Origin of the sequence: Chryseobacterium mucoviscidosis (assembly GCF_002177115.1) — a bacterium.
Taxonomy (GTDB): domain Bacteria; phylum Bacteroidota; class Bacteroidia; order Flavobacteriales; family Weeksellaceae; genus Chryseobacterium; species Chryseobacterium mucoviscidosis.
The window spans coordinates 239,232-264,227 of the sequence record NZ_MVAG01000057.1; the positions used below are offsets into that span (position 1 = coordinate 239,232).

The 24,996-nt window shown below is 36.3% G+C and carries 21 protein-coding genes; 11 read left to right on the top strand and 10 right to left on the bottom strand.

The genetic code is table 11. The features are described 5' to 3' along the window. The first annotated feature begins 32 nt into the window (after positions 1–32). From B0E34_RS02205 to B0E34_RS02220, 3 genes are all read left to right on the top strand, one after another. Positions 33–1,046, top strand: a complete 1,014-nt coding sequence (locus B0E34_RS02205) for a WD40/YVTN/BNR-like repeat-containing protein (RefSeq protein ID WP_087706379.1) — start codon at positions 33–35, stop codon at positions 1,044–1,046. Positions 1,047–1,466: 420 nt separating this feature from the next. Continuing rightward, positions 1,467–2,825, top strand: coding sequence for an oxygen-independent coproporphyrinogen III oxidase (hemN, locus tag B0E34_RS02215; RefSeq protein WP_087706383.1), 1,359 nt, complete (start codon positions 1,467–1,469; stop codon positions 2,823–2,825). A gap of 4 nt (positions 2,826–2,829) precedes the next feature. Then, positions 2,830–4,041 carry an Rv1490 family membrane protein gene (locus B0E34_RS02220; RefSeq protein ID WP_087706385.1) on the top strand — a complete coding sequence of 404 codons (1,212 nt, stop codon included), beginning with the start codon at positions 2,830–2,832 and terminating at the stop codon, positions 4,039–4,041. A 26-nt stretch (positions 4,042–4,067) separates the two neighbouring features. Here the strand turns inward: B0E34_RS02220 and B0E34_RS02225 are convergent, their stop codons facing one another. Next, a complete protein-coding gene (locus B0E34_RS02225) occupies positions 4,068–5,432 on the bottom strand; it encodes a PQQ-dependent sugar dehydrogenase (RefSeq protein ID WP_087706387.1) in 1,365 nt (454 codons plus the stop codon). 215 nt (positions 5,433–5,647) lie between these two features. Between B0E34_RS02225 and secD the strand changes: the two genes are divergently transcribed. The 7 genes from secD (at position 5,648) to B0E34_RS02260 (ending at position 12,883) form a co-directional block, all read left to right on the top strand. After that, positions 5,648–8,560, top strand: coding sequence for a protein translocase subunit SecD (gene secD / locus B0E34_RS02230; RefSeq protein ID WP_087706389.1), 2,913 nt, complete (start codon positions 5,648–5,650; stop codon positions 8,558–8,560). A 355-nt stretch (positions 8,561–8,915) separates the two neighbouring features. Beyond that, the gene (locus tag B0E34_RS02235) at positions 8,916–10,148 is read left to right on the top strand and encodes a TCR/Tet family MFS transporter (RefSeq protein ID WP_087706391.1); all 1,233 of its coding nucleotides are present in this window, start codon (positions 8,916–8,918) and stop codon (positions 10,146–10,148) included. Positions 10,149–10,335: 187 nt separating this feature from the next. Next, a complete protein-coding gene (locus B0E34_RS02240) occupies positions 10,336–10,680 on the top strand; it encodes a Sec-independent protein translocase subunit TatA/TatB (protein WP_087706393.1) in 345 nt (114 codons plus the stop codon). A 1-nt stretch (position 10,681) separates the two neighbouring features. Continuing rightward, positions 10,682–11,248 carry a phosphatase PAP2 family protein gene (locus B0E34_RS02245; RefSeq protein ID WP_087706395.1) on the top strand — a complete coding sequence of 189 codons (567 nt, stop codon included), beginning with the start codon at positions 10,682–10,684 and terminating at the stop codon, positions 11,246–11,248. Beyond that, positions 11,245–12,060, top strand: a complete 816-nt coding sequence (locus B0E34_RS02250; protein ID WP_087706396.1) for a tetratricopeptide repeat protein — start codon at positions 11,245–11,247, stop codon at positions 12,058–12,060. Before B0E34_RS02245 ends, B0E34_RS02250 begins: the two co-directional genes overlap by 4 nt. A 13-nt stretch (positions 12,061–12,073) precedes the next feature. Then, complete coding sequence (locus tag B0E34_RS02255) at positions 12,074–12,385, top strand: hypothetical protein (RefSeq protein ID WP_123892009.1); 312 nt, start codon at positions 12,074–12,076, stop codon at positions 12,383–12,385. A gap of 42 nt (positions 12,386–12,427) precedes the next feature. Beyond that, positions 12,428–12,883, top strand: a complete 456-nt coding sequence (locus B0E34_RS02260) for a tRNA (cytidine(34)-2'-O)-methyltransferase (protein WP_087706399.1) — start codon at positions 12,428–12,430, stop codon at positions 12,881–12,883. 24 nt (positions 12,884–12,907) lie between these two features. On the opposite strand, the gene rlmH is transcribed toward B0E34_RS02260, so the two are convergent. Beyond that, positions 12,908–13,381 (bottom strand): 23S rRNA (pseudouridine(1915)-N(3))-methyltransferase RlmH, encoded by a 474-nt coding sequence (gene rlmH / locus B0E34_RS02265; RefSeq protein WP_087706401.1) that lies wholly within the window; start codon positions 13,379–13,381, stop codon positions 12,908–12,910. Positions 13,382–13,515: 134 nt separating this feature from the next. Between rlmH and B0E34_RS02270 the strand changes: the two genes are divergently transcribed. Continuing rightward, complete coding sequence (locus B0E34_RS02270; RefSeq protein ID WP_087706403.1) at positions 13,516–14,535, top strand: YihY/virulence factor BrkB family protein; 1,020 nt, start codon at positions 13,516–13,518, stop codon at positions 14,533–14,535. On the opposite strand, the gene nhaA is transcribed toward B0E34_RS02270, so the two are convergent. From nhaA to tnpA, 8 genes are all read right to left on the bottom strand, one after another. Further along, positions 14,532–15,713 carry a Na+/H+ antiporter NhaA gene (nhaA, locus tag B0E34_RS02275; protein WP_087706405.1) on the bottom strand — a complete coding sequence of 394 codons (1,182 nt, stop codon included), beginning with the start codon at positions 15,711–15,713 and terminating at the stop codon, positions 14,532–14,534. The two genes, B0E34_RS02270 and nhaA, sit on opposite strands and share 4 nt — an antisense overlap. Before the next feature lie 2 nt (positions 15,714–15,715). Continuing rightward, on the bottom strand, positions 15,716–17,926 hold the full coding sequence (locus tag B0E34_RS02280) for a RelA/SpoT family protein (protein ID WP_087706407.1): 2,211 nt from the start codon (positions 17,924–17,926) through the stop codon (positions 15,716–15,718). Between the two features lie 112 nt (positions 17,927–18,038). Further along, positions 18,039–18,404, bottom strand: coding sequence for a hypothetical protein (locus B0E34_RS02285; RefSeq protein WP_076393576.1), 366 nt, complete (start codon positions 18,402–18,404; stop codon positions 18,039–18,041). Between the two features lie 148 nt (positions 18,405–18,552). Next, complete coding sequence (locus tag B0E34_RS02290; RefSeq protein WP_087706409.1) at positions 18,553–19,527, bottom strand: XAC2610-related protein; 975 nt, start codon at positions 19,525–19,527, stop codon at positions 18,553–18,555. 343 nt (positions 19,528–19,870) lie between these two features. After that, positions 19,871–21,802 (bottom strand): acetate--CoA ligase, encoded by a 1,932-nt coding sequence (gene acs, locus B0E34_RS02295; RefSeq protein ID WP_262484715.1) that lies wholly within the window; start codon positions 21,800–21,802, stop codon positions 19,871–19,873. Positions 21,803–22,044: 242 nt separating this feature from the next. Then, the gene (locus tag B0E34_RS02300; RefSeq protein ID WP_087706413.1) at positions 22,045–23,931 is read right to left on the bottom strand and encodes an AMP-binding protein; all 1,887 of its coding nucleotides are present in this window, start codon (positions 23,929–23,931) and stop codon (positions 22,045–22,047) included. Positions 23,932–24,039: 108 nt separating this feature from the next. Further along, the gene (locus B0E34_RS02305) at positions 24,040–24,399 is read right to left on the bottom strand and encodes a response regulator transcription factor (RefSeq protein WP_087706415.1); all 360 of its coding nucleotides are present in this window, start codon (positions 24,397–24,399) and stop codon (positions 24,040–24,042) included. A gap of 139 nt (positions 24,400–24,538) precedes the next feature. Next, positions 24,539–24,976 carry an IS200/IS605 family transposase gene (tnpA, locus tag B0E34_RS02310; protein ID WP_087706417.1) on the bottom strand — a complete coding sequence of 146 codons (438 nt, stop codon included), beginning with the start codon at positions 24,974–24,976 and terminating at the stop codon, positions 24,539–24,541. Between the last annotated feature and the right edge of the window lie 20 nt (positions 24,977–24,996).

The following is a 24,996-nucleotide window of genomic DNA, read 5'->3' on the forward strand; positions in this document are numbered from 1 at the left end:
CAGAATTCTGTGGATTTTTTATTTTTGTGAATATGAAAAAGCTTTTACCATTTTTACTTTCATTCTCCGGAATTTTTACATTTTCTCAAAAGATCGAAAGTTCAGAAACAATTTTAAACGATAAAATCAGCATCAGAGCTATTGAAATCTACGATAACAAAGTCTGGTACAGCGGAACGGACTCCAAGTTTGGTTATGTTGATCTTAAAAATACAGACAATCAGAAACAGATTAAATTATCGGAAAAGAAATTGCAGTTTCGTACTTTGGGACAGGATAAAAAGGCTTTTTATGCCATTAATATCGAAAGTCCCGCTGAATTTTTTAAGATTGATAAAAAAAGCTTGAAATATGAAGTGGTATTTAGAGATACTGTGAAAACGGCTTTTTATGATGCGCTTCATTTTGTGAATGATAAACTGGCTTATACTTTCAGTGATGCAGATAAGGACAGCAAATTAAAACTTGCCAAATTTGATAACGGAAAATGGACTATGCTTAAAAATGATGTCGTACTGAATGAGGGAGAAGCAGCTTTTGCAGCAAGCAATACCAATATTTCATCCACCAAAAACTATTTATGGATTGCAACAGGAGGGAAAGCTTCAAGAATTTTAAAATTAAATTTTAAGAATAATCAGTTTAAAATTTTCAATACTCCGGTTATTCAGGGAGAATCTTCTCAGGGAATCTATTCCATCGATTTTTTAGACGATACATTCGGGATTGCGGTTGGCGGAGATTACACAAAACAGGAAGCTAATATCAACAATATCGCCACAACCAATGACGGCGGAGAAACTTGGCAAATTCAGGCTTCCGGACAAAATGCAGGATATACAACCTGTGTGAAAATTAAACCAAATTCCAAAGGAAAAGAGATCATTTCTGTCGGAGATCAACACATCAGTTATTCTTCGGATTTCGGAAAAACATGGAAGAAAATTTCGGAGGAGAAAGGGTTTTTTGTTTGTCAATGGATTAATGAAAATACCGTTGTTTTTGCAGGAAATGGTAAAATTTCTGTCATGAAATTGAAATTCTGAATCTAAAGAATAGAATTTAACTTCATAAATTCCAGAAACGATTATTTTTTTGAACTTATCTTTGATGTTTTATATGGAGTCTGTTTAAACTTTTTATTTAACCGCAAAGGTACAAAAGATAACTAACCTTTTATTTAAAGCTGATGATTATAAATGAAAAAGTTCACAATAGTTTTTAAAAATCTTTGATTTTTATTCTTTTGAGCACTTTGAATATTCTGATTATGCAGTATGATGTCTTTTGCCACTTTTGTGGTTAATTTCGAAATTAGATTAAACATATTTAAATTCGGAATATTTAGACTCATTATAAATTTCATAAAAACGACTAATATATTTCATGATACAAAATTCATCAGATATAGTTAATTTTGCATTGTGAAACCTGATTTCGGTTCACCTTAAAATTGTAAACAGAAAATGAATTCTTTAATCGATAAATATAACATTCCCGGACCTCGTTACACTTCTTATCCTACCGTTCCTTACTGGGATGAAAATTCTTTCACTCCGGAATTGTGGAAGCAGAGTGTCATCCGAACATTCAAAGAAAGTAATGCAGAAGAGGGGATTTCCATATACATTCACCTTCCTTTTTGCGAAGCTTTATGTACGTTCTGCGCGTGTCACAAACGGATCACAAAACAACACAGCGTTGAAATTCCTTATCTCGAAAGTGTTTTGAAAGAGTGGCAGCTTTACCTTAAACTGTTTAACGAAAAGCCTAAACTGAAGGAATTGCATTTAGGAGGCGGAACTCCCACTTTCTTTTCTCCGAAAAACTTAAAAACCTTACTGGAAGGAATTTTTGAAACCGTAGAAATTGCCGAACATCAGGAATTTTCTTTTGAAGGACATCCGAATAATACCACGAAAGAGCATCTTCAGACTTTATACGATTTAGGCTTCAGAAGAGTAAGCTTTGGCGTTCAGGATTACGATCCGAAAGTGCAGAAAGCGATCAACAGAATTCAGTCTTTCGAAAAAGTAAGAGAAGTGACGGAGTGGGCGAAAGAAATCGGTTACAGAGGAATCAGTCACGATTTGGTTTTCGGACTTCCGCATCAGACTTGGGAAGCAATGGAAAGCACCATCCGCAAAACGATGGAACTAAAACCGGATCGATTGGCATTTTATTCTTACGCGCACGTTCCGTGGGTGAAAGGTGTCGGACAAAGAGGTTTTGATGAAAACGATTTGCCAAGTGGTGAAGAAAAACGCCGTTTGTACGAAGACGGTAAAAAATTATTAGAAGAATTAGGCTACATCGAAGTCGGAATGGATCATTTTTCTCTGGAACATGACGATTTGTACCAGTCTCTGATTCAGAAGAAATTGCACAGAAATTTCATGGGCTATACCTCAAGCAAAACCCAGTTGATGGTTGGTTTGGGAATGTCTGCCATTTCAGATTCTTGGTATGCTTTTGCCCAGAATATCAAAACCGTGGAAGAATACCAGAAAATGGTGGAAGAAGAGGAAATTCCTGTCGTGAAAGGTCATATTCTGAATGATGAAGATCTTACGGTAAGAAGACATATTCTGAACCTGATGTGTCAGTTGGAAACCACTTTTGACATCCATAATTCTTTTCCGGAGCTTGAAAATGCATTTGAAATGCTGAAAGAAATGGAAAATGATGAGCTGGTGGAAATTAACGGTCATCATATCCAGATTACAGAAAAAGGAAGAGCCTTTACGAGAAATGTAGCAATGGTTTTTGATCTCAGAATGATGAGAAACAAGCCGGAAACGAGAATTTTCTCGATGACGATATAATGGCATGAACAGAAAATTTCTTTTGATATTTCTTTATCTGTATGCGTTGGTTTTCAGTGTTTCAAAAACAATAAGGATTCCGAATGAATGGGCAAGATCTCATTGGTTGCTGGATTACAGATTTGGATTTATCAAAAGAGGTTTAGCCGGAGAATTATTCGGTTTTTTATGTGAGAAGAAGCTGTTTTCGATTACCGTTCTTTCAGCAGGGATCTTATGTTTACTGTACTTTTTAATTTTAAAAATTGCATTAAAATCCACCTTAAGTTTTCAGAAAAGTTTTTACAGGATCTTATTCTTTGTCATTTTTCTGCTTTCCCAATACATCGTGTTTTCTGCTCATTTAATCGGTTATTTTGATCATGTTATTTTCCTGCTGACTATTTTATCAGTCTACCTGATCGGGCGGGGAAAGTTATTTTTATCTTCGTTGGTTGCCGTTTTTAGTATTTTTATTCACGAGATTTCTCTTTTTCTGATGCTTCCTGTCTGTTGTTTTTCCATTATTATGAATGAAACTTCAATACAGCAGTTTTCATTCAGAGATATTATTTCAAAACATCTTTTAAAGAAATTTGGTGTATTTATTATTCTGCCTCTTTTTGCCGTGTTTTCAATTTCTTTTTTTCAGGAAATTTATGGAGGAAATTATTATTCTGAAATTTTCAGCTATCTGAAAGGCTCATCAATTTCACCAAAAGTGGCAGATTCTGTTTCTGGAGCCTATACAAAAAGCTTTTCGTATTATCTTAAAGATCAGTATGTGCATTTTATACAAAGGCTATTTATATCTAAAGCGACGATATTTTACGGAATTCCGCTTCTTTTTTCTTTATGGATGATGTTTAAGGAATTTAAATTACAGAAGAATATTCAGCTCTTCATACTTTTGGCATCAGTTTCTTTTATTCCGTTGCTGTTGCATGCCATCGCTTATGATACTTACAGAATCTGGAGTTTCCCTTTTATGATTCTGTTTTTAATTTTCTGGATTTTAAGCTCAAAATCTGAAAAAAATGAACATGAGACAAAGTCAATATCAGTTCCCGAAATTGTATTTTTTATGGCTGCTTTTCTTTTGGTAACCCTGATTCCGAATTTTTTATTTGATGATGAAACGGAGAGGTTTTCTTTATGGATGAGACTCATTTTAATCCTTCCGGTTCTTTCAATTCTTTATTTTTTAAAAAAAAGCTTCAATCAGAAAACCGACTGAAGCCTATTAAAAAACTGTTTGAAAATTTATTTAATTATTATTTTTTTGCTGTAAGATTTTTCATTTCCTGAATTCAAGTTAATAAAATAAACTCCTGCAGGAATTACTGAAATATTTACACTGTTGTCACTTTCAATTTTTCCCTGTTCCAAAACCTTTCTTCCTTCAAAACTGATGATCTCAACCGTTGTATTTTTATCTTTTACACCCTCGATGAAAATCTTTTTAGAAGCAGGATTCGGATAAACTTTTATCTGGGTTGAAATACTGCTCTCATTCGTTCCCAGACTTGTCGTGGTAATTCTGAAAATTTTACCGCTGTTAACGGCAGCTACAAAAAGCTCATTCTGATTATTCACTCCGAATGTTGAAAAATTATTGCCTGAAAAAGCGGAAGTCCATGTGATCGAATCATCGGAATTCAGACTTCCGATCTGCGTAGAGCAGTAATCTGCAAAAAAATACCTTCCCTGCAACGCAGGAAACTGCGTTCCTCTGTAAACATAACCTCCCGTTATCGAACATTTTCCTCCGGAATGATCATAGGCTGCAACTGGAAAAGTCATCGTCGATTGCGCGGCGCAACCTGCCGTATTGTAAGTATTATTTCCTTCATAACAGCGCCATCCGTAGTTAATTCCGGCTTGTGTTAACGGCATTCTGTTGATTTCTTCAATCTGTCCCTGTCCCACATCGGCAATCATTACATTACCTGAAACAGTATCAAAATTAAATTTCCATGCATTTCTTAATCCGTAAGCCCAGACTTCATCGGCTCCGTCAACTCCCACAAAAGGATTTCCCGGCGGAATATTGTAAGGTCCGGTAGAGTTGATATCCAATCTTAGTAATTTACCCAAAAGAGAATTCTTATTCTGGGCATTATTGTTCGGATCGCCGCCGCTTCCGCCATCGCCTGTAACGACCCACAAATAACCATCCGGTGCAAAATGAATACTTCCTCCGTTGTGATTGTCAAAAGGTTTTGGGAGATTCAGAACAATTTTTTCAGTTGCAGGATCGGCAACATCAGGATTGGCAGAACTTCTGGTGTATCTGGCTACAGTAATATTTCCGCCGGTATCATTGTAATACACAAAAAAATACCCGTTCGTTGGGTATTGCGGGTGAAAAGCCAGTCCGAGAAGCCCTCTTTCTCCTCCGTAAGTGATTTTTGAGCTGATGTTTAAAAAATTAGTAGAGTTTACTGTTCCATTCGATTGTAAAATTTTAATGATTCCGTTTTGCTGAACAACAAACATCCGGCTGTCGTTGGCGTTGGTGATTTCTACGGGTGCCGTAAACCCGGTCGCAAATTCTTCCAGAGTAATGCTTTGGGCATTAAAGAGGAGGGAAGAAAAAATACCTGCGCAAAAAAGTAGTTTTTTCATAATATTTTGATATTTAGTGTATTAAATTTGAATGAAAATTTCATACCAATGAACCATTGAAAAATTCATTAAAATATCACGAAAAAATTATTAAATCTTAAATGAAAATAAGAATGCCGATATATCTGAAAATAAACGATTTCTGTTGTTAAAAATTCATAAAATTCAAGAAAATGATTATATTTGCCGACTTAATTTAACGTAGTTATAACAAAATGCAAGGAAAAGGACTTATTACAATTGTTGCTATTGTACTAGGGTTAATTTGCTTAAATGAGCTATTACCAACATGGTACGCCAGCAAAATTGAAAAGCAGGCGACTGCTATTGCAGGAGACAATCCGGAGAAGTATCAGAAAGAAATTGCAAAACTTTCTAAGGATACTCTGAATCTGGGATTCACTAAACTTTATTACACAAAAGCCAAAGACAAGGAAATGAAGCTTGGTCTTGACCTTAAAGGGGGGATCAACGTTCTTTTGGAAATCAACCAGAGAGATCTTGTGAATGATCTTACAGGGTATTCTACAAATCCGATCCTTATTGAGGCTTTAAACAAGACAGATGAAGTTCAGAAGAATTCTACAAAAGCTTACATCGACAATTTCTTCGATCAGTTCGATGCAATTAACAAAGCAAAAGGTACAAATCTGAAGTTGGCAGATCCGGAACTTTTCGGAAACACAACGCTTACTGAAGTAAAGTACAACACGCCTGATGATCAGGTAAAAGCAATTGTTAAAAGAAAGATCGATGCATCTGTAGGAACCGCTTTTGAGGTAATCAGAACCAGAATTGATAAGTTGGGGGCAATCCAGCCGAACGTTCAGAGAGTTCCGGGTACAGCAAGAATTTCTGTTGAAATGCCGGGGATGAAGGATATCGATAAAGTAAAGAAAATGCTTCAGACTTCTGCAAAACTTCAGTTCTGGGAAGTGCAGCAATCTCCTGAAGTGTATCCTTATTTCCAGACATTAGCTACTATGATCGCTGCAAAAGGAGATTCTATGGGAGTTGCAAAAAATGTTAACTTCATGAATATCATGCAGGGTGGAAAATCTATGAGCCAAAGTGCTGTAGGAAGTGTAAAATTGTCTGATACTGCTGTTGTAAACAAAATTTTAAACAGCAAAGTTGCAAAGTCTTTACGTCCTGCAAATATTAAATATACCCAGTTTATGTGGGGATACAAGCCGGAAGCTTCCGATGCTGAAAGCTTAGTATTATATGCCATCAGAGGAAATATCAACCAGAAAGCTCCGGTAGACGGTGCTGTAGAAAGTGCAAACATCAGCTATGATGAGTTGAGCAGAGTAGTGGTAGATATGCAGATGGATTCTAAAGGGGCTAAAGAATGGAAAACATTAACGGAGAAAAACGTTGGAAAACCTGTTGCTGTAACGCTTGATGGCAGAGTTTACACTGCGCCGAACGTTGTAGGTGCTATTCCAAACGGTAGAACTCAGATTTCTGGGAACTTCTCTCAGGAGGAAGCAAAAGAACTGGTTGACGTTTTAGGAGCGGGTAAATTACCGGCAGGTGCAAAAGTAGTTCAGGCTACGGTTGTAGGGCCGTCTTTAGGTCAGGAATCGATTGATGCAGGGTTAATGTCGTTCATGATTGCCTTTGCGATCATTATCGTTTACATCATTTTCTACTACGGTGGAGCAGGTGTTTATGCAGTAATTGCCATGATCATCAACTTATTCTATATTTTCGGTATTATGGATTCGGGCGACTTTACGCTTACGCTTCCGGGTATCGCGGGTATCGTTTTAACGATGGCAGTTGCTGTTGATACAAACGTTATCATTTACGAAAGAACAAAAGAAGAATTATTCGCAGGAAAAAGTATTCTTGAAGCATATAAAGATGGTTTCAAACACGCATTGAATGCGATTATCGATGGTCACACAACCACATTCTTAACGGCTGTTGTATTGTTCTTCTTCGGAACAGGACCTATCAAAGGTTTCGCATTGACTTTGATGATCGGGGTAGCAATGACATTGTTCACGTCCGTATTGCTTTCAAGAGTAATGATCTTCTCAAGATTGTCTAAAGGAAAAGGACTTTCTGTATGGACTCCGGCAACAAAAAATCTATTCAGAAATACTTGGATCGATTTTATCGGGAAAAGAAAATATGCATACATTTTCTCAGCTGTTTTAACGGTTATCTGTATTATTTCAATCGCAACGCACGGTTTCAAATATGGTATCGACTTTACAGGTGGTAGAAACTACGTGGTAAGATTTGATAAAGATGTAAAAGCGGAAGATGTTGAAGACAAATTAGTCGCTTTATTCAAAACGGAAGACGGTAAAAACTCTTCTGTTGAAGCTAAAACTTTCGGAAGCAACAACCAGGTAAAGATCTCTACAGATTACCTTATCGAAGACGAATCTTTAAAAGCAGATCAGGTAATTGAGCAAAAATTATACGAAGGTCTAAAATCAAACTTACCTGCAGGAACAACATTGAAAGATTTCAAATCAGCAGATAAAGAGCATGCAGGAATTATTTCTTCCGAGAAAGTTGGACCTTCGGTTGCAGATGATATCAAAATTCACGGGATCTACGCCGTTTTAGGAGCTTTAGGAATTATCTTTATCTACATCTTATTAAGATTCAGAAAATGGCAGTTCTCTTTGGGTGCGGTTGCTGCGTTATTCCACGATGCGATCATTATTTTGGGAGCGTATTCATTGCTTCACAAATATATGCCGTTCAATATGGAGATCAATCAGGATTTCATCGCTGCGATCCTTACCGTATTGGGGTACTCAATTAACGATACCGTAATTATCTTCGACAGAATCAGAGAATATTTAAGAGAGAAGAAATCGTTAACATTGGCAGGATTGTTTGATGATTCTATTTCAAGTACTTTGGGTAGAACCTTCAACACCTCATTTACAACAATTCTTGTAATTCTGGCAATCTTCATTTTCGGTGGAGATAACCTTAGAGGATTTATGTTTGCGATGTTAATCGGTATTGGTTTCGGTACATATTCATCCATCTTCGTGGCATCCGCAATTGCCTACGACTTCCTGAAAACAGGAAAAGAAGATGAAGTACATGGTAAATCAACAACCAATAAAGAAGTACTTGCTTCAAAATAACTTATACTACAATAAATAAGAATAAAAGCCTTCCGGTTTCGGGAGGCTTTTTTTGTGGATTTTGAAAACTTCTCCTTAAAATTTTTATTGTTATTAAATTCTTTATTTAATCAGGAGTTATTTCCTGCTTTCCGCACTCGCTATTTTTTAGTTTTGGATTCCGGGCGCGGCTTCGCCGCGCCCGGAATCCAAAACTAAAAAATGAGCTCAAACAAATGCTGCAATCAGGACTAGGGTTGCAGTCGGGAAAATTCCTTTCACACAAAAACATCAAATCTTCAGTTACAATAACAAATATCAATCAACAAATAATTAATACCATTTGAAATCAATATTTTTATAATTTTGTATACGTATGGAAAATTCGAGAAAAAAAGCCGCAATCGGTTTCATTTTTATAACCTTACTGATTGATATTACGGGGTGGGGAATTATCATTCCAGTGGTTCCCAAACTTATTGAAGAACTTATTCATAGTAACATAAGTGAAGCGGCAAAATATGGAGGCTGGCTTGGTTTTGCCTATGCATTTACACAGTTTATTTTCTCTCCGATTGTCGGTAACCTCAGTGATAAATTCGGACGGAGACCCATTATTCTCATCTCGCTTTTCGGTTTTTCAATAGATTATATTTTCCTTGCTTTGGCTCCTTCCATTGTCTGGCTGTTTTTAGGCCGCGTTATTGCCGGAATTACAGGCGCAAGTGTAACTACGGCGAGTGCTTATATTGCGGATATTTCTACAGATGAAGACCGTGCAAAAAACTTTGGACTCATTGGAGCTGCTTTTGGACTTGGATTTATCATTGGTCCTGTTTTGGGTGGTCTTTTGGGACATTATGGTTCCAGAGTTCCTTTTTACGCGGCTGCAGGATTGTGCTTGCTGAATTTCCTTTACGGATATTTTATCCTTCCTGAAAGTTTAGACAAAGATAAAAGAAGAGAATTCAACTGGAAAAGAGCAAATCCTATCGGATCTTTTAAATTTTTAGGAAAACATCCCGAAATCTCAGGTTTAATAGTTTCTTTGATCTTAATTTATATTGCAGGACATGCTGTACAAAGCAACTGGAGCTTCTTCACCATGTATAAATTCAACTGGAATGAAAGAATGGTCGGGATTTCCTTAGGAGTAGTCGGTTTGCTCGTAGGTTTGGTTCAGGGAGGCTTGATCCGATGGACAACGCCTAAATTGGGAGAAGAAAAAAGCATTTATTACGGTCTTGCTCTGTATGCAGTCGGAATGCTTCTGTTTGCGTTTGCAACGCAGGGCTGGATGATGTTTGCATTTTTAGTCCCTTACTGTTTAGGCGGAATCTGCGGACCGGCTTTGCAATCTGTAATTACTAAAAGTGTTCCGGCTAATGAACAGGGAGAATTGCAGGGTGCATTAACAAGTTTAATGAGTGCCACTTCTATTATCGGTCCTCCGATGATGACCAATCTTTTTTATTTTTTCACCCACGATAAAGCCCCATTTCAGTTTTCAGGAGCACCTTTTTTCCTGGCTTTCATTTTAATGACCATCAGCGTAGTTATTACCTATATTAATTTCAGGAAAAAAAATATCAAAAAAGAAGAAGTGTAGACTGCATTTAAAGAAATAATTAGTAAATAGTTACAATATTAGAAAGTTATGTTTTTATGTGGTAATTATTTATTAATCAATTTTTTATGAAATTTTGAAAATCTGAAATGTTTTTAATACAGCTTAATATTTTATTAAAAGTTAATATTTAACATCCAATTTCGCATATCTTTCGTAATTTTACAATATGGAATTAAGCATTGGAGAAATGGCACTGATTGCCATAGCAATCGTAGTATTATTCGGACCGGATAAACTTCCTCAGATTGCACGCGACTTGGGTTCGGGTGTAAGAAAAATGCGTGGCGCAGTGGAAGACATCAAAACCGAGATCATGAAAGAGACAGATAACCCTGTTTCTGAGATCAAGCGTGAAATTGAGAAAGTAAAAGATGCTGCAAAAGATTTCAATCCGATGAATGATATTCAGAAAGATATCTTAACAGAACCTCAGACAGCTCATGCATCCAATGAACCTCCAAAACCAAAACCTTCTGAAGACGAAACCTACGAAGGTCCTGTAAGCAGATAGGATGGACGAGATCATTCAGGAAGATAAAAAAGTCTTTTTGTTTCTCAATAACTTGGGAGACCAATCTTTTGATCAGTTTTGGCAGCTCATTTCCAGTACATGGATCTGGATTCCGCTTTACATTATTTTCTGCTACTTTTTATTTAAGAACTATAAACTAAGATCTTTGGTTTTTATATTAATCTTTGTCGGTATAGGCGTGACGGTTTCAGATCAGCTTGCCGGTATTTTCAAATATGGGGTCGCAAGACTCAGACCGTGTCACGATCCTACACTGGAGCATCACATGAGAATTGTGAAATGTGGCGGACAGTACGGTTTTTATTCTGCTCATGCTTCCAATACATTTTTTCTTGCAACTTATTTAAGTATTTTATTAAAAAAGAATCTTAAATGGTTTCCTTATGTTATATTTGTATGGGCGGCAGTGGTTGCGTACAGCCGCATTTATTTAGGAGTGCATTTCCCGATAGATATTTTGGTGGGGGCGTTTGTTGGATCTTTATTGGGAGTGGTTTTCAGTGCGCTCGCAAAAAAAGTAATCAACAAACAAAAAATAACTTCATGAAAAAATCTTTATTCCTTTTAGCAGCAGTATTTGCTTCATTCAATCTTAACGCACAGGACAAAAAAATAGCTGAAGACTGCTTTCAGAAAGCAGACTATAAGTGTGCGGAAGAACAATATTCCAAATTGGCTCAAAGTGAAAGAATCCAGAAATTACAGTCGGAATATTACAACAATTTAGGAACTGCCCAGAGAAGACTTGGCAAAACTACGCTTGCTTTTAAATCTTACGAATCTGCCTTAAAAGCCAATCCTATGTCTGCTGCTGTATACGCCAATTTAGGCTCCATTCACGGGCAGAAAGGAAATAAACAGGCGGCAATAGATTATCTCAACAAGGGGCTTCAGATTGAGCCTGAAAACGCAGATATTTACCTTACCCGTTCCAAAGTCTATGAAAGTTTAGGCAAAAAAGATCTTGCCATGAAAGATCTTAACCAGATTCTTACCTTTGCACCCGATAATATTTATGCAAGAACCGGACTCGCAAATCTGAAAAAGAACAGCGGAGATCTTGAAGGTGCTTTAAAAGACTACAATCAGCTTATCTCCGAAAAGCCTGAATCTTTGCTTTACAGTGGGAGAGGAGACGTTTATTTTAGGCTGAAAAAAAACAAAGAAGCTCTTGCGGACGTTAATAAAGCGATTTCTATAGATCCGAAATTCGCTCAGGCTCATGTGAACAAAGCTTTGATTTTATTTGAAACAGCAAAACCGAAAGAAGCTTGTGCAAGTCTGGATAAAGCGGTAAGCTTAGGATATGAAAAGCCTTTGCTGATGGATTATTATTCTAAATGTGAGGTTAAAAAATAAATTACGATACTACATGAAAATACCAAATTTCAAATTATTGATAACAGCAGTTTTTACTTTTGGAGTAATGACTGTTGCAAATGCTCAGCAAACTGAAGTAAAGACGAGGGAAAATTCACTTTTGGAAGCTTCTTTGAAAAAAGCTGATGCAAAGTCTGAAAATTCTCTCTTTTACATCAATAAAAAAGAAACAGATATTGAGACTGTAAAAAAAATTCCGGCTGAAGATATAAAATATGTAATGGTTCTTAAAGACGATAAGATCAGGAAAAAATTTAAAGAAAAAGGAATTACACAAATTGTGATGATCACCACAAAGAGTTAAGTTTATATTCTTTTCAAACTTCAAAATAATTTAAGTCATTCAATGTTAAACATCGTTCTCTTAGAACCGGAAATACCCAATAACACAGGAAATATAGGAAGATTGTGTGTAGGAACAGAAAGTAAATTACACTTAATTCATCCTTTTGGATTTGTCATTAATGATAAAAATCTGAAACGTTCAGGATTAGATTACTGGGTTCATCTTGATGTTACGGAATATCAGAATGTCGACGAATGGATCCGGAATATTCCGGATTTGTCGCGTGTTTTCCTGATGAGTTCCCATGCCGAAAAATCCTATCTGGAAACAGAATTTCAGGATGGTGACTGGCTGGTTTTCGGAAAAGAAAGTGTGGGTTTAAGCAAAGATGTGCTTGATCGTTTTGAAAATCATCTTACCATTCCGATGTCTAAATTGATTCGAAGTTTCAATATTGCCAATTCCGTGGCTTTTGTGGTGGGCGAAGCAAAAAGACAGATTGGCTTAAAAGGTTAATATTATTTTAAAACCTTATCAAATTTAATCATTATGATAAGGTTTTCCCTGTAAAATCTGATCTGCTCGATACAGTTGTTCCACAATGAATAATCGGATCATCTGGTGCGTAAAAGTCATTTTGGATAACGACATTTTTTCATTCGCTCTGCTGTAGATCTCTTCTGAAAAACCATAAGCCCCGCCAATCAGAATATGAATTTTTTTCACGGAAGAATTCATCCAGTTATCAATTTTTTGGGCAAATTCTCTGCTGGTAAACTGTTTTCCTTTTTCGTCAAGAATAATTACTGAATCTGTTCTGTCAATTTGGTTCATAAAAAGTTTAGCTTCCTCTTTTTTAAGAAGGTCAGGAGAAAGATTTTTTGCATTTTTTACGTCGGGAATTTCAATAATTTCAAAATTCCAGTGTTTGGGAAGACGTTTCAGATAATAATTGATTAAAGAAGAGATTTCCTTATCGTCAGTTTTGCCGATGCAAAGCAAATTAATCTGCATTTTTTAATTTAAATTTAGACAGCAAAGATATTCATAAATTAAATAATCTCATCATCTGAAAATTGGCATCGGATTTTCAAGTTTAAAAAAATCATTATTTTTGTATGGCACCTTTATGATGAAGCAAAATAAGTATGGGCATAAAACTTCCTAAATTCATCTTGAAAATTCAAGAATTTTTTGACGATATACATATTCCTTTTCTGGGAATATCGCTTTGGCAGATGTTTCAGATCTACATCAGCGGTATTTTTAAAGATAAAATCGGAAGAAAAGCTGCGGCTATTTCCTGGAGTTTCACCATCAGTCTTTTTCCGTTTATTCTGTTCCTGCTTTCCGTTTTGCCGTATATGCCTCATTATGACAAGCTTCAGTTTTATATTTTCGAAGTTTTGCTTCACAATGTTTTTCCGTCCAATATCGAAGGTGACGTACGAAATTATATAGAAACCAGTATTGTTCCCAATATGAAGGGAATCAGTAATTTAACCATTGTTTTTGCTTTGATTTTCGCAACAAACGGAACGTTTTCACTCATTAATGGATTTAATGAAAATACCGATGAAAAAATGTCTGATGTTAAAGAATTTATTCTGTCTTTTTTCATCACCATCGGGTTTATTACGATTGTGTTTTTAGCGCTTTTCGGAGTCTATTATTCAGAGTTTGTTCTTAAACTGTTTACGCCGGTTCAGGATATTTCGTGGCTGGTGGATAACCTTTCAAAAATCATCGGATTTGTATCGTTTCCCATCTTTTATTTTATTTTGCTTACTCTATTTTATTGGTTGGGAACGGTAAGAATTGCAAGATTCAGACAGGCGGTTCCGGGAGCTATTTTAACCACGGTTCTGTTTGTGGTAACCACGTACGGATTCGCGCTTTATGTGAAGAATATCGCCCGTTACAACGTTCTTTACGGTTCTATCGGAAGTATGATTCTTCTGATGGTCTGGGTAAATGTAAATGTATATCTTCTGCTTTTTGGCAACGAATTAAACATGGCACTGAGAAAAGTGAGAATTGAAAAACTGCTTTCCGATGAACTGAAGAAAGAAGCAAAAGGCTATCACGCAAAAAATTCTGAGCCGGATTTAGAAGGCGATGAAAATCATAAGTGGAAATTTAACGATAAAAAGAACGAAGAAAATTAATTTTCCTCTTCTTCAATAATATCATTTTTAGAGCTTATTTTCAAAATTAAAAAACCTGAAACCGCTGCTATAAAAGAAGCAATTAAAATGGCAAATTTAGCCTCATCCTGAATCGGAATTTCATCCTTGAAGGACAATAGTGCGATGAAAATAGACATCGTAAAGCCAATTCCGGCAAGCAATCCTACGCCAATCATGTGCATCCATATACTGTTTTGAGGGAGAGAACTTAGCTTAAGTTTTATCGCTATTAAAGAAAAAAGATTGATCCCGATTAACTTTCCGGCAACTAATCCGATAATAATTCCCAAACCTAAAGTGCTTGTAAGACCTCCGATCATTTCGTTATTGAAAGTGATGTTGGTATTGGTTAAAGCAAAAACAGGCATAATGAGAAAACTTACTGGAAAATGAAGCTGATGTTCCAGTTTTTCCAACGGAGAAATCTCAACGGTTGAAACATTGGTAGGAATGGTAAATGCCAGTAAAACCCCCGCAATAGTAGCATGAATTCCCGAATGATGAAGGAAATACCACAAAAATAATCCCGGAATAAGATAGAAAATAATTCGGGTAACTTTTAGGAAATTCAGTAAAAATAAAAGCACTGTAATTCCTAAAGATAGAAATAAATACATCCAGTGAATCTGTTCTGTATAAAATATTGCGATGACGAGAATAGCTCCCAGATCGTCCACAATTGCTAAAGCAGCAAGGAAAATTTTAATGGAATTCGGAATTCTTTTTCCCAGCATGGAAATAATCGCGAGTGAAAAAGCAATATCCGTTGCCATCGGAATTCCCCAACCGTTTCCGTATGAAGTTCCGAAGTTGAAAAAAGTATAAATAATCGCAGGAACAAGCATTCCGCCGATTGCCGCAAATATAGGCAGAGAAGCATTTTTAAATGAAGAAAGTTCACCTTCCACCATTTCCCTTTTAATCTCCAATCCTACCAAGAGGAAGAAAATCGCCATCAAACCGTCGTTAATCCAGATACTAACGGGATATTTCAGATGAAAAATTTCTGTTCCTGCTTCTCTGTCCAAAAAGTGCTGAAAGCTTTCCGCAAAAGAGGAATTGGCAATAAGTAAGGAAACTAAAACACAGAAAATCAGGATAATTCCTGAAGCCTGACTGCTTTCGAAAAATTTTTTAAAATATACCGTTAAATTCATATCTAAGATTGTAGTCGTCTCACTCTGGAGACGCCGTTAATATCATTCAGTTTGGTGAAGGTCTGCTCAAGCTGACTTTTATTTTTTACCTCAAGAATGATCGTTCCTGTAAAAATTCCGTCGTTGGATTCGATGGACATACTTTTCATATCCATTCCCATCGCACCACTGATAACGGTGGTGATGTCATTGATCATTCCCATTCTGTCGAGCCCTTCAATTTCTATTTTTACTCTGTTCTTGAAGCTTTCCGCATTCACCCATTTAGCAGGAATTACCCTGTAATCGTATTGTGCGCGAAGGTTGATCGCGTTCGGACAATTATCGCTGTGTACTTTGATTCCGTCTGAAATCGTGATGAATCCGAAAATTTTGTCTCCCGGAATTACCGTACAGCATTTTGCATAGCTGTAATTCAGTTTTTCTTCATCTTTTCCAAAGACAATCATGTCGAGATTCTGCTCTTTCGGCTCTACGTAAGTTGTATTTTTCGTCGGAGACTTTCTGAATCTTGAAAGCAGATTGTTAAATACGTTTTTACTTTCAATGTATTTTCTTAAACTGCTTGCATCCAGCTCGTTGCTTTGGAATTTTAAAAATAATTCCTGTGAACTTTTAAGATTAAAGAATTTTTGAAGCTTATTAATTTCCTCATCATTAAAATTAATTTTCGCATGACGCAGTTTTCGCTGTAAAATTTCTTTTCCGTCTTCAACCAGTTGATTTTTTTGTGAGTTTAAATAACTCTTGATCTTGGATTTAGCCTTTGAAGTAACAACAAATTCAAGCCAGTCGGATTTTGGTTTCTGATTTTGGGAGGATAAAATATCGATCTGATCACCATTCTGCAAAACATACGAAATCGGAACCAGTTTGCCGTTGATTTTCGCACCTAAACATTTCATTCCCAGATCGGAGTGAACGGAAAAGGCAAAATCCAGAGCGGTTGCATTGGTCGGTAAAATTTTAATCTCACCTTTTGGCGTAAACACAAAAACTTCCTTTGAATATAAATTCAGCTTAATATTATCCAGTAGTTCCGAAGTGGAAAGATCCTGCTGCTGTTCCAGAACTTCGCGGATTTCGGTTACCCAGTTTTCAAAATTCCGGTCTTCGGAGCTTTGCTTGTAGCCTTCTTTGTATTTGTAATGTGCTGCAACCCCTTTTTCAGCAATTTCGTCCATTCTTTCGGAACGGATCTGTACTTCAATCCATTTTTTATCCGGACCTAGAACGGTTAAGTGCAAACTTTCGTATCCTGTAGAACGCGGCTGAGTGATCCAGTCCCGCATTCTGGATGGATTGCTGTGATAAACATCCGTTACAATGGAGTAAATTTTCCAAGCCAGGAATTTTTCGTTTTTGGCATCCGATTTATAAATGATTCTGATGGCGTAATTGTCGAAAACCTCTTCAAAGGAAACACCCTGTTTCAGCATTTTCCTGTAAATCGAAGAAATGGCTTTCGCGCGTCCTTTAATTTTGAAATTTAATCCTTCTTCATTTAATTTCTCAGAAACTTCTTTTTTAAATTCCTCAATATATCTTTCGCGGCTTTCTTTGGCAAGTTCTAATTTCTCGGTAATTTCTTTGTAAACATCCGGATTGTTATACTTTAAAGAAAGGTCTTCAAGCTCAGATTTGATGTTATATAATCCGAGACGATGCGCCATCGGAGCGTAAATATAAACGGTTTCGGAAGCAATTTTCTTCTGCTTGTCCGGAGCCATGCTTTCCAGAGTACGCATATTGTGAAGACGGTCTGCAATCTTAATAAGAATCACCCTGAAATCTTCAGACAGCGTCAACAGAAGCTTTCTGTAATTCTCAGACTGCACCGAAATATTCTGATGATTCATGATGGAGATTTTCGTGAGTCCGTTCACGATATTGGCTATTTTCTCTCCAAAAATTTTCTTCAGGTCTTCATAAGTATAGTCAGAATCTTCAATTACATCATGCAACAAGGCACACGCAATGGAAGTAGCTCCCAAACCGATTTCCGTTGCTACAATTTTGGCAACAGCAATGGGATGGTAAATGTAGGGTTCACCAGATTTTCTTCGCTGATCTTTGTGCGCATCGAGCGCTATATCGAATGCCTTTCGGATGAGCTTGTTATTTTCCTCATCTAAAGTTCTGTATGTATTCGAAATCAGATCCTTATATCTTGCAAGGATCTCCTTGTTTTCCTGTTCTAAGTCGTAACTCATTTGTGTAAAAGCCTATATTTACACGAAAATACGAAATTTTTTGCAGTTTTCAGCATTAAAAGATCCGCAGAACGCTCTGCGGATTTCGGTTATTAATTTTTATCTTGAATGGTTAAAATTTTACTTCAGAATCCATTCCGGCAGTAGAGGTTTTTATTCTTATATCCGGACTGTCGTGGATTTCCGCTTTATTTCTGGCATCGATAAACTTTTTGATGTTCATATAATTTGCCTGCTCAATTTCTATGTTTTCAAAAAGATAGGTTTTTAGCACATTATTCCGGCTGAAAATAGAGGAAGCATTATCTGTCTGATGGTGGTCTTTTACGGCTACACTTACCAGATACTGGGAATGTAGCTCATCATCATGAAGATAGACAATATATTCTGAATCTGTGAAACCTGAGTTTTCAAGGTCTGCTTCTATTTTTTTATAATCGCTGTGATGTCCAAATAATCCAGCTAATATATTTGACATAAGCAATAGTTTTTAAGTTGAATATAAATTTAGTGAAAATAATTCATGTATTTTAAGAAAATAACAATTAAATGGTTGTATTAATATAAAATCTATAAAGTTTTGCCTTTTCTTTGAAATCTTCTATTGAACAAATGTTTGATTTTTACTAATTGATAATTTCCAGATTTTCAATATTTTCATTTTTAAAAGAATTGTAAACATTTGAGATATTATTTTTTCTCGTTTCGGTTTTTGCATGAATAATGGTTTTTGCATTATTCACGTTAACTTCGATCTTATTATTAAAAATCGTATAACGCACATTGCCACTTTCGAAAGAAAGCGAATTTTCTTTTTTTGAATAGAAAAAGATATTACGGTAAAGAAGTTCAATATCTCCGTTTTTTTTGGTGAAAAAATAGTACAGTTGGTTACTTTCTGTTTTAATGAGGTACATTTTTTTGTTGTTTTCCAGTGTGTAGGAGAGAAGAATGTATTTACTTACAATATCAGTATCAATGGTTTTGTATTTATATGTGATGTATCTGTTTTTCCATTCTTTAACTGCCGTTTCATAATAAAGACCGGAAGCATCAAGCTCTTCTTCAGATTGTTTCAGAAGGAAGGGTTTGCCATTCTTTACTGTAAAATCAGAGTATTGATGCCAACAGCAGCCAGACTTAGTCATGACATGGATCTGCTTTTTAGCTTTATCGACATCAAAAAAGCCACAATAGTTTTGGGCTAAATCTGAAAAATCTGCATTTTCAACAAATGTGTTATTTTCATAAAGATAAACCACGAACGACGGACCGCCGTAGCAGCTTTCATTACCATATTTTATTGCAATGTCTTTTTTACCGTCAAAATTAAAATCATCATAGATAATAATACTTTGATGACCATATGGGATTTCTGCAATATTGGATTGGGTATTTTTAAAATCATACTCGCTTAAATTTACCGTTTGCGTGATAAGCGGTTTTTTATTTTTCAGAGTAAAAACTTTGAGGATCTGTGATGTTTTGTCTCTTGAATTTTTAGTAACTGTAGCATAATAATCTTTAGAAAAATCTGATATTTTATAGTTTTGAGCGTTCAGAAAAACAGTTGAAAATGTCAGAAGAATAAGCTTTTTCATGATGATAAATTGAATTTAAAAATAACCTCAGTTCGGGATAAGAAATAAATTTAAATAATTGATTTATAGTGTTGTATTGTTTTATCGCAAAGAAAAACAAAAGTTTTTTTTTACTTATTGAAAGTTTGTAAGCTAAACAAAGGCACTTCGTTTATTTAAAAAAGACGAAAATGGTATTACTTTGATAAGTTTTACGCCTTTGTATATCTTAAAAGCTGAATTCCCGATAATTGAATTTCTTTGTTTAACCTTGCGTTTAAGAAGACTTATCCCGAACTCAGGTTAAAAATAACAAAAAAACCTCACATTTCTGCGAGGTTATATATAGGTTTCAGTGAAAATATTAAATTCTTTCGTTCTTGATTTCTTCGACAATTTCAGGATTCAAAAGGGTAGTGATGTCTCCGAAGTTGCTGAAATCTCCTTCTGCAATTTTTCTCAGGATTCTACGCATAATCTTTCCGGAACGCGTTTTTGGAAGTCCTGAAACAAACTGGATTTTATCAAGCTTTGCAATCGGACCGATCTGGTCTGAAATCAACTGATTAATTTCTTTTTTCAGATTGTCCTTATCTCTGCTTTCTCCAGATTCTTTCAGGATCACGAAACCGTACAGCGCATTTCCTTTGATGTCGTGAGGATAACCTACGATTGCAGATTCCGCAACAGCAGGATGTTCATTGATGCTGTCTTCAATTGGGGCTGTTCCTAAATTGTGTCCGGAAACAATAATCACATCATCTACACGACCAGTAATTCTGTAATAGCCGACTTCATCTCTCAAAGCACCGTCTCCCGTAAAATATTTCCCCGGAAAAGCAGTAAAATACGTTTCCTTATATCTTTGATGGTCTCCCCAGATCGTTCTGGCAATTCCCGGCCATGGAAAACGGATGCAGAGATTTCCCGTCACCTGATTTCCGGTAATTTCGTTGCGTTTATCGTCCATCAGAACAGGCTGAATTCCAGGCAGTGGAAGAGTAGCGTACGTTGGTTTTGTAGGCGTAACGAAAGGAAGCGGTGAGATCATAATTCCTCCGGTTTCTGTCTGCCACCAAGTATCAACAATCGGACATTTTTTGTTACCTACATGATCGTTGAACCAATGCCAAGCTTCATCATTAATGGGCTCTCCAACAGAACCGATCACTTTTAACGAGCTTAAATCGTGTTTGTCTACCCATTCTGAACTTTCTTTAGCCAGAGAACGGATCGCAGTCGGAGCTGTGTAAAACTGTGTAATTTTATGTTTTTCAATCACTTCCCAGAATCTGTCCGGTTCAGGATAAGTAGGAACCCCTTCGAAAATAACAGTGGTTGCACCATTTAAAAGCGGTCCGTAAAGGATGTAGGAATGTCCTGTAATCCAGCCGATATCTGCGGTACACCAATAAATATCATTTTCTTTATAATTGAATACATTTTTAAAAGTATACGCGGTGTACACCATATATCCGGCACAGGTATGAAGCATTCCTTTAGGTTTTCCCGTAGAACCGGAAGTGTACAGAATGAACAGCGGATCTTCTGCATCCATAATTACGGTAACGAAATCTGGAGAGGCGTTTTCATAAAGATCTTCCATCCAGAAATCTCTATGCTCCTTCATTTTCACTTCATTGTTGGTTCTTTTTACCACCAAAACTTTTTCTACGCTAGGTGTTTTTTCCAGAGCTTCGTCTACAATGCTTTTAAGATCTAAAACTTTGTTTCCTCTGTAGCTTCCGTCTGAGGTGATGACCATTTTTGCACCACAGTCATTTACTCTTGAAGAAACCGCTGAAGCGGAAAATCCTGCAAAAATAACGGAATGAACGGCTCCCAGTTTTGCACAAGCCAACATCGTGATAGCAAGCTCCGGGATCATGGGAAGATAAATGCAGACTCTGTCGCCCTTTTCGATGCCCATTTCACGAAGAACATTGGCGGTTTTGTTGACTCTTTTGTAGAGTTCGTTATAAGAAATATGCTGTGCTTCTTCTTTCGGATCGTTCGGTTCCCAAATGATTGCTGTTTTATCGCCTCTTACGGCTAAATGTCTGTCGATGCAGTTTTTGGTAATATTTAATTTAGCATTTTTAAACCACGAAATTTTGGCTTCATTCATATCGTATTTTACGACCTTGCTCCATCTCTGATACCACACGAAATTTTCATCTGCAATTTTGTCCCAGAATTTTTTAGGATTTTTGATCGATTTTTTATACTCTTCAAAATATTGCGGTAGGTTTTCTATCTGATAGTTTCTCATATCCTTTCTTTTTTGAAATTTTATTATTTAAATTTTTAGTCTATTTTAAAATCTGTTTAAACTTTTATTTAACCGCGAAAGTCACAAAAAATGAACTAAATTTTTATTTAAAGTTGATCATTATAAATCAAAAAGGTAACAATAGTTTTTAAAAAATCTTCGATTTTTATTCTTTTGAGCGCTTTAATTATTATATAAATTCACTTTAATATTGTCTTTTGCGACTTTTGTGGTTAATCCTGAAATAGTTTAAACAATTTTATATTTTATCTTCTGTAATCTCCAATTTTTTCCTGAATTTCCTCAATGATCTTTTCATCATCAATCGTCGACGGAATCTGGAATTCTTTTCCGTCCAGTAGAGTTCGGATCAGCTTTCTTAAAATTTTTCCTGAACGGGTTTTAGGTAAGCGTTTTACAACCATCACATTTTTAAGACAGGTAACAGCGCCTATTTTTTCACGGACTGTTTTTACGATATCCTTTTCTACTTGATCTTCGGAAACAGCGGATCCGTTTTTTAAAACAACCGTTGCAAAAGGAATCTGTCCTTTCAGCTCATCATCAATTCCTACAACAGCGCATTCTGCAACATCGGGATGAGAAGAAACAATTTCTTCCATTTCGGAAGTGGAAAGGCGGTGCCCTGCAACATTAATAACATCATCCACTCTTCCTGTGATGAAAATATAGCCGTCCTCATCTTTTATGGCTCCGTCTCCGGAAAAATAATAGCCTTTGTACTGCGAGAGATAGCTTTTCTCAAAACGGTCATAATCTTTCCAGATTCCCAGCAAAGCTCCGGGAGGAAGCGGTAATTTTATAACTAAATAACCTTCATGATGCGCATCCAGTTCGTAACCGTTTTCATCGAAAATTTTAATATCATAGCCGGGAATTGGTTTTCCTGCGGAAGCTCTTTTGATTTTGTAGTCTTCATTAAAAGTCATTAAACCCAGCATTGGCGAACCGGATTCTGTCTGCCACCAGTGATCGATTGCCGGAACGCCGATGTGTTCTGCAAACCAGTCCAGAGTAGCAACATCACATCTTTCTCCTGCTAAAAACTGCTTTTTGAAGCGGCTTAAATCATACTTTTTCACCAATTCTCCGTTCGGATCTTCTTTTTTGATGGCTCTGATTGCAGTTGGAGCGGTAAACATGGCTGCTACTTTATATTCGGAAATAATTCTCCAGAATGTTCCCGCATCGGGCGTCATAATAGGTTTTCCTTCAAAAATAATCGTTGAATTTCTGTTGATTAAAGGACCGTAAACGGTATAACTGTGACCAACTGCCCATCCGAAATCGGAAGCTGCCCAAAAAGTTTCTCCCGGTTCGATTCCATAAATATATTTCATCGAAAACTTCAACGCAGTTGCATAGCCTCCTGTATCTCTTGCAACGCCTTTTGGTTTTCCAGTTGTTCCGGAAGTATACAGCAAATAGAGTGGGTGAGTGGATTCCACCGAAACACAGTCCGCTGGTTCTGAGTTCTGTACCAATTCTTCGTAATCCATTAATTCATCAAACATTTCATGTTGATTATCGACCAATTTTCTGTTGTACACAATGATGTGATCTACCTTATCCTGAGCCAGTTCGATCGCTTTTTCTACCAAAGGCAGATAAGGGATTCTTTTTGCAATTTCAACTCCAGCGGTTGCCGTAATTAATGCTTTGGGTTTGCAGTCGTCAATTCTCACTACGAGTTCATGCGGCGCAAAACCTCCGAAAACCACATTATGGATCACTCCAATTCTCGCGCAGGCAAGCATGGAGAACAAAGTCTGAGGAATCATCGGCATATAAATAACGGCGGTATCACCTTTTTTCAGACCTAAAGAAGTCAAACCTCCCGCCAATTTTGAAATTTCCTTTTTGGCTTCATTGAAGGTGTAGGTCTTCTTTTGGTTCGTTACCGGAGAATCGTAAATAACTGCAACCTGATCTCCAAAACCCTCTTCAATATGTTTATCAATACATAAATAGCACATATTGAGTTTTCCGTCCGGAAACCACTGGTTGTAGTGGTTTTCGTCATTAGAAGTAATGGTTTTCGGGAATTCATACCAACTGATTTCCTGAGCCTGTTCTTTCCAGAAATTCTCTTTGTCTTCTATGCTTTGCTTAAATAAAATATCTGTATTCATATTAGTCTTTGTGTTTTTGTCATTGCGAGGAGCGTAGTGACGAAGCAATCTTTTAATATTTTGTTGAGATTGCTTCACTTCGTTCGTAATGACGGTTTGTAAAATGTATCAAAACATTTCCTCAATCTGCTGCATGAGTTTTTTTATTGAATAAGGCTTTGTAACGTAAGCATCGGCTCCCATTTCCAGACCTTTTTCAATGTCTTTCGGATTGTTCTTGGCACTCAGGAAGATTACTTTCGTATCTTTCAGTTTTTCATCCTGTTTTATTAGTTCCAGAGTACTGTATCCATCGAGATTCGGCATCATAATATCAAGTAAAATGACATCAGGCGTCATTGTTTTCAGGAATTCCAGAACTTCTGTTCCGTCTCTTGCAATAAATACATCGTATCCGTTTTTCTTAAAGCTGTATTCCAGCGACATTAATATTTTGTGCTCGTCGTCGGCAATGATTATCTTCTTCATATTGTGGTTATCTTTTTGTTCGACTGCATTGTTTTTTTGTTTCTTTTGGGGAACCCGAAGGGTTCAATTTAAATAGCCGTAGGTGAAACCTATGGAATAAAGATTCGCATCAAATCAACCCGTAAGGGTTGAATTTTAATTAATTTAATTCCGGCTCGATTCCATGTTCTGCTAAAAGCTTTTTAAATTCGTCATCAAAAGTCTCTGTTCTATGGTGATGTTTTTGATTTTTTATATAATTTATTATTGTTTCTTTATCCTTTAATGAATAGGTAAATGCTCCATATCCTTCCTGCCATCCTGAAAATTCAGGAAATAATCCCGATTCTTTCATCCATAAATTGGAGGCAACTTTTATATCTTTTACAAGATTGCTGAGAGTGATATTGGGATGAACGTCACAAAAAATATGAATGTGATCCGGCATTCCGTTAATTCTATATAATTTACACTTTTTATTTTTTAAAATTCCCCAAATATATTTGTATAGCTCTGATTCATTTTCTTCATTAATTGTTTTTTCCCGATGTTTGGTTCCGAAAACAATATGATAAAATATTTGTCGATATGTTCCCATTTTTTTTCATTTGTGTTTTT